Genomic DNA, 5,615 nt, shown 5'->3' with positions numbered 1-5,615 from the left:
GAATACTTCCTAAAGGTGTTAGTTTTTCACCCCTCACTGTTGCTGACGTAACGTTAATCTGTTGTCATATAAACAGTGTTCTTCGTGAAAATTTAGATAACAAAACACCTTTTGATTTAATGGACTCCAAAGACGGGAAAAAGTTATTGTCTTTGCTACAACTTTCACCTATTCCACCCGATGAAGTTACTTTGAGTCCAAAGCTACTTAAGCGTTAATTAACATTTTAATTGCTCAAACAAAGACTCCCATATCTTTTAAAGAAGCGGGGTTGCAGTTATTTTTTCAAAACTAATGTTATGCCGCTTATTAACTATGCACGAAAATATAGCAAAACAATAACTTTTTTATTATTATACACCATTTAAAGCTCAATTTTCACCCCATTTAAGGTTTAAAAAATTTGGTGTCAATATGTTCGTGCAGTTACTTTTTCATTTAAAGGAACTTTTGTTCGGTTTTTCCGTGGTTCCTTCAACCCTACAGGATTTTTTTCAAATTGTTTATATTTTATTGTAATTATTGCTAATCTATATGCCTAAAAAGTGCTTGTTCCTAGATATGTACAGGATATTTTTTAAATTCAAATTTTTTTATTGTAAAATTTGTGATTTCATTCCCTTCAACACCCCTTCGCAACAAATAATTACATTAATTTTTTCAAATCAAATTTGTTTTATTGTAAAATCCACGATTTCATCGCATATAACCTCCCCCCACCCACCAACAATTACATTAATTTTTTCAATCTAAATTTGTTTTATTGTAAACTTAGTAATTTAATTCCTTCGCCCACCTGCTCTCACGCCACTACCGGCAATCCCACCGGCATTTCCTTAACAATAATAAAAAGACGCTCATGCCATTTTCTGACACAGACGCCTCTCAAATTATCTCTTTTCCTACATTTTTATTACATTTTTCCCATTTTTTTCATATACTGCATTTACACTACATTTTCCCATTTTTTCCCTATACTGCATTTACACTACTTTTCCACGCATCTTCCCTATACTACTTTTCTTCTATCTTTCTCATTACGTCCTTATATCCACTCCAGTCCGTAATGTAAATATCCGCCAGTTCCTTTACCTGCTCCTGGTTTCCGGCACTGCTTTCATCATATATTCCCACAGTGTTTAACCCCATGCCCTTAGCTGTTCTCATAGAGTATGCGGCATCCTCAAACAACCACGTATCAGCAGTTGTTGTTCCCATCTTCTCCATTGCCTTTAAGAAAATATCCGGTGAAGCTTTTCCTTTTCCCACTTCAGTAGTGGTAAATATTTCATCAAAATACTTCATAAGGTCAAGTCGTTTAAGAGCTGCCTCAATCATAGGTCTGTCTGTAGATGTGGCAATAGTCATTTTAATGTCCATCTCCTTTGCATCCTCTAGGAAATTTCTCACATATTTCTTTTCCATTGCTTCCTTATCATAGAATTCAAACACCCTGTTGTTTATTCCGTCACAGATTTCCTCTATGGAAAGGTCAAGACCGTAGTTCTTTTTAAGATATTCTGCCCCTTCCGCCATGGTCAGGTCAAACATTACTTCTCCAATATTTTCATCTGTTTTAATTCCTAAACTTTCAAGATACAACTTTCCTGCATCCATCCATATGGACATTGAATCAAGTATTGTTCCGTCTACATCAAAAATAAATCCTTTAGCCAAACTTATTCTCCTTTCCTGCTAATCTGCCAAAAAGCCACGGCACTTGCAGCTGCCACATTTAATGAGTCAACTCCGTTAGCCATAGGTATTTTTACTGTATAATCACTTGCCTCAATGGTTTCAGCCATTAAGCCTTCCCCTTCTGTTCCAAGTATAATGGCAAGCTTTTCCTGTGACAACAATTCTTTATTATCAATACTTACTGAATTGTCAGTAAGTGCCATTGCCGCAGTTTTAAATCCCATATTTTTAAGGATTTTCATGCCATCATATGGCCATTTTAACTCCCCATCAAAAAAAGTCCAGGAAATTTGAAACACAGTTCCCATACTTACCCTTATGGCACGTCTGTATAGTGGATTGCTGCACCCCGGTGTCATTAAAACAGCGTCCATTCCAAGAGCTGCTGCCGAGCGAAATATTGCCCCTATATTAGTTGGATTCATAACATTTTCCAATATGGCTATTCTCTTAGCCCCGGCACAAACCTCTTCTATGGTTTTAAGCTTTGTTCTGTGCATAGCACATAACATGCCTCTTGTAAGTTTAAATCCTGTTATTTTTGATAACACATCAAACTCCGCTGTATACACCGGAACACTGCCACATTTTTTTATAATGTGTTTTGCCTCTCCATCTATATGTCTGTGTTCCACCAGCATGGAAATAGGTTGGTATCCTGCATCTAAGGCTCTCTCCACTACCTTTGGACTTTCCGCTATAAAAATTCCACCGTCCCTGCCAAAGCCTCTAAGCAGCTCCGGCTCGTTACATCTGGCATATATATCTAGTTCCTTAGATTCAAAATCCGTTATTTCCACAATGTTATTATTATGCATTCTTAACTCCAAATTTGCTTACTATCACACATATAATCACGGTAATTACCATATCCGGCAATGTATTACCTACAATTATATCTACTGTCATCAAATATCTGTACAGTACAAATCCGATTATCCATATGACCACATTTGCTACTTCCACATTTTTTTCTGTGCTATCCTTCTTTATAATAAAGAAATCCGCTATCTGAATTGCAATCATTGGTGCAAAAACTGAACCGATTAAGTACAAAAATTCTGTAATATCATCCATTGGATAAACAATTGCAGCTATTGTTCCCACTATTGTAACAGCGATTGCCATATATTTTCCTTTTATTTTATGTGAAATGGTTTCGCTGGAAATTCCTGCTGAATAAGCATCTAAATAAGTAGTTGTAACTGTAGAAAATACAATTATTAAAAGACCTGCAATTCCCAAACCTGCCTTTAACATAATCTGGTCAATTCCTGCATCCTGTGTATAAATTGCAGCTCCCATTCCGATTATGTACATCCAACAGCTTACCAAACCATATACAATGGCACTGGCTGCAGTTGCTTTAACAGGCTTTTCGGCTTCTCTTGTGTAATCACTAATAAGAGGCAGCCATGAAAGAGGCATTGCAACGGCTAATTCCACTGCTGCTCCAAAGGTAAGCCCGTCTCCTGCAACACTAACCATCTGATGATTGTCAAAAAATACTACTTTACAAAGAATAATTGTAAGTATAAATAACGCTGACATTGCTACCACATTTATTTTTTCCACATTGCTTATTCCCACAATAATCCACAAAATAATAAGTACGCCTATTACAAGACACCATACCCATTTTCCTGTGTTAAATATGCCGTTAGCAGATATTGCTCCATCATAAATCATTATTGCCGTCCATCCTGCTAACTGAATTACATTTAATGCTGAAAAGATAATGCTTCCTTTTTGTCCAAAGCTTATCTTAACTGTTTCCATTGAACTTTTCTTTGTTTTAGCGCCAATTATTCCTGCTAAAAACAATAACACACACCCAATAATATGTCCAATAACTGTTGCCAGTATCCCCTTTGTCATACCAAGGGATGCCAAATATGTTCCTGTTACGATTTCTGCAATTGATACCCCTGCCCCAAACCAGATTAAACTGTTACTAAATACTGATGTTCCTTTTTTCTCCATGTGATGTTCCTCTTTCCTTTATATTTTAGTATTCGCCTTTAATTGCAAATGCGTGGTTCATAGGCCCACTGCCTTTTCCTAAATCAAGCATTGCAGCCAATGCTCCTGAAATGTAAGCTTTTGCTTTTTCTACTGACTCATCTAAATCTCTGCCTTTTGCCAGATTTGAGGCAATGGCACTAGAAAGAGTGCATCCTGTTCCGTGAGTATTTGGATTATTAATTCTTTTTCCGTAAAACCACTTGTATTCCCCGTTGCTATATAACAAATCGTTGGCGTCATTTATGCTATGACCTCCCTTGCATAATACGGAGCAGTTATATTTTTCACTAATATATGCTGCTGCCTTAATCATGTCTTCCTCATTGCTAATAGTCATTTCCGACAATACTTCCGCTTCCGGAATATTTGGCGTAATCACTGTGGCTAATGGTATAAGGTATTCCTTTAATGTTGCAATTGCATCATCGCTAATTAATTTAGCTCCACTGGTTGCCACCATTACCGGGTCTAAAACAATGTTTTTTCCATTGTATTTTTTCAAGTTACAGGCTATGGTTTTAATAAGTTCACCGGAAGATACCATACCTATCTTAATTGCATCCGGTGTAATATCCTCAAAAATAGCCTTTAGCTGTGCCTCTAAAAATTCAGGGCTTACCTCATAAATGTCTGATACGCCGGTGGTATTTTGTGCAGTTAAAGCTGTAATGGCACTCATGGCATAAACACCATTAGCTGTCATTGTCTTTATATCTGCCTGTATTCCGGCGCCTCCACAAGAATCGCTTCCCGCAATTGTTAATGCTGTGTTCATTTTCTTTCCTCCTTGCTTTTTCCTATGGTCAATAGTTTTAATCTATCGTTTTATATAGCGGTAAAAGGTGGTGCCCCCAATTTGCCGCTTTGTTTTCTTTATTTAATCATTTCTAAAGTTTTTTCTTTAAGCTCTGCTGTTGCTTCTTCAATATTTTTCTGAGCAAATATCGCACTAATTACAGCAATGCCGCATATTCCGCTACCGGATAACTCTTTTACATTATCCTTTGTAATGCCTCCAATGGCAATAACCGGAATATCCACTGCCTGGCAAATTGCCTTCAATGTATCGTAAGATACATCCTCTGCATCATCCTTTGAGCCTGTAGGGAATACTGCTCCTACTCCTAAGTAATCAGCGCCTCTCTCCCGGGCTTTTATTGCCTGCTCCACTGTTTGAGCTGACACACCGATTATTTTGTCATTGCCGATTTTTTTTCTTACATCTCCGGCTTCCATGTCACTTTGTCCTACATGCACGCCATCTGCATCCATTTTTAATGCAATGTCCACATTGTCATTTATAACAAAAGGAACCTTATACTTCTTACATAATTCCTTTATTTCAATGGCTTCCTGTAAAAAACTTTCCTCATCTAATTTTTTCTCTCTTAACTGAACAAAAGTTGCTCCGCCTTTTAATGCTTTTTCAACCTGTTCATAAAGTGTTTCGCCATTTAACCATGCTCTGTCGGTTACGGCATAAAGCAATAATTCTTCCGGTGTTGTATTACCTGATTTCATATTTTGCTCCTTTTTCTAATACTTCTCCATCCATGTTGTAAATAGCATCAATTATTCTGTTTCTGTAAGTTGAATTTCCGTCACCTTCTGCCATTCTTTCGTAGCCGATTTCTCCTGCTAACCCCATGGCACATACTGCTGCAGCTGCTGCCTCAAGTTTGTTATTCTTGTTAGCAACTACAAATGCTGTCATCATTCCTGATAACTGACAGCCTGTTCCTGTGATGGCACTCATTTCCGGTCTTCCGTTTCTTATAACATAGCACTTATCACTGTCACATACTAAATCAATTGCTCCTGTAACGGCAATAATGCTTCCCGTAGCCTTTGAAAAAGCCTTTAACTTAGCTATTGTTTCGTCTATGTTATCT

6 protein-coding genes and 1 pseudogene are annotated in these 5,615 nt (G+C 37.3%); 1 reads left to right on the top strand and 6 read right to left on the bottom strand.

Features of this window, described 5'->3' with window-relative positions; translation table 11 throughout:
- Positions 1-218: pseudogene (locus tag Q5O73_RS09880) on the top strand (IS30 family transposase); the annotation flags it as partial.
- A 796-nt stretch (positions 219-1,014) separates the two neighbouring features.
- Here the strand turns inward: Q5O73_RS09880 and Q5O73_RS09875 are convergent.
- From Q5O73_RS09875 to Q5O73_RS09850, 6 genes are all read right to left on the bottom strand, one after another.
- Positions 1,015-1,677: an HAD family phosphatase gene (locus Q5O73_RS09875; RefSeq protein ID WP_186840667.1), complete on the bottom strand. Its 663-nt coding sequence runs from the start codon at positions 1,675-1,677 to the stop codon at positions 1,015-1,017.
- Positions 1,678-1,679: 2 nt separating this feature from the next.
- Positions 1,680-2,516: an RNA methyltransferase gene (locus tag Q5O73_RS09870; RefSeq protein ID WP_302669600.1), complete on the bottom strand. Its 837-nt coding sequence runs from the start codon at positions 2,514-2,516 to the stop codon at positions 1,680-1,682.
- The gene (cytX, locus tag Q5O73_RS09865) at positions 2,509-3,681 is read right to left on the bottom strand and encodes a putative hydroxymethylpyrimidine transporter CytX (protein WP_302669599.1); all 1,173 of its coding nucleotides are present in this window, start codon (positions 3,679-3,681) and stop codon (positions 2,509-2,511) included. Before cytX ends, Q5O73_RS09870 begins: the two co-directional genes overlap by 8 nt.
- A gap of 25 nt (positions 3,682-3,706) precedes the next feature.
- The gene (gene thiD / locus Q5O73_RS09860) at positions 3,707-4,498 is read right to left on the bottom strand and encodes a bifunctional hydroxymethylpyrimidine kinase/phosphomethylpyrimidine kinase (RefSeq protein ID WP_021952078.1); all 792 of its coding nucleotides are present in this window, start codon (positions 4,496-4,498) and stop codon (positions 3,707-3,709) included.
- A 98-nt stretch (positions 4,499-4,596) separates the two neighbouring features.
- The gene (gene thiE, locus Q5O73_RS09855; protein WP_021952077.1) at positions 4,597-5,244 is read right to left on the bottom strand and encodes a thiamine phosphate synthase; all 648 of its coding nucleotides are present in this window, start codon (positions 5,242-5,244) and stop codon (positions 4,597-4,599) included.
- On the bottom strand, positions 5,231-5,615 hold a 385-nt coding region (locus tag Q5O73_RS09850), incomplete at its 5' end, for a hydroxyethylthiazole kinase (protein ID WP_302669598.1). The genes Q5O73_RS09850 and thiE, both read right to left, overlap by 14 nt.

The organism is Eubacterium sp. AF15-50 (assembly GCF_934835595.1).
Lineage (GTDB): Bacteria > Bacillota > Clostridia > Lachnospirales > Lachnospiraceae > Eubacterium_G > Eubacterium_G segne.
The sequence above is the reverse complement of the archived record's forward strand: the minus strand, read 5'-3'. Positions and strand labels throughout refer to the sequence as shown.

What these genes read in the sequence shown, in the direction of transcription:
- Q5O73_RS09870 (WP_302669600.1), bottom strand. Translation starts at nt 2,516, where the DNA reads ATGCATAATAATAACATTGTGGAAATAACGGATTTTGAATCTAAGGAA.
- cytX (WP_302669599.1), bottom strand. Translation starts at nt 3,681, where the DNA reads ATGGAGAAAAAAGGAACATCAGTATTTAGTAACAGTTTAATCTGGTTT.
- thiD (WP_021952078.1), bottom strand. Translation starts at nt 4,498, where the DNA reads ATGAACACAGCATTAACAATTGCGGGAAGCGATTCTTGTGGAGGCGCC.
- thiE (WP_021952077.1), bottom strand. Translation starts at nt 5,244, where the DNA reads ATGAAATCAGGTAATACAACACCGGAAGAATTATTGCTTTATGCCGTA.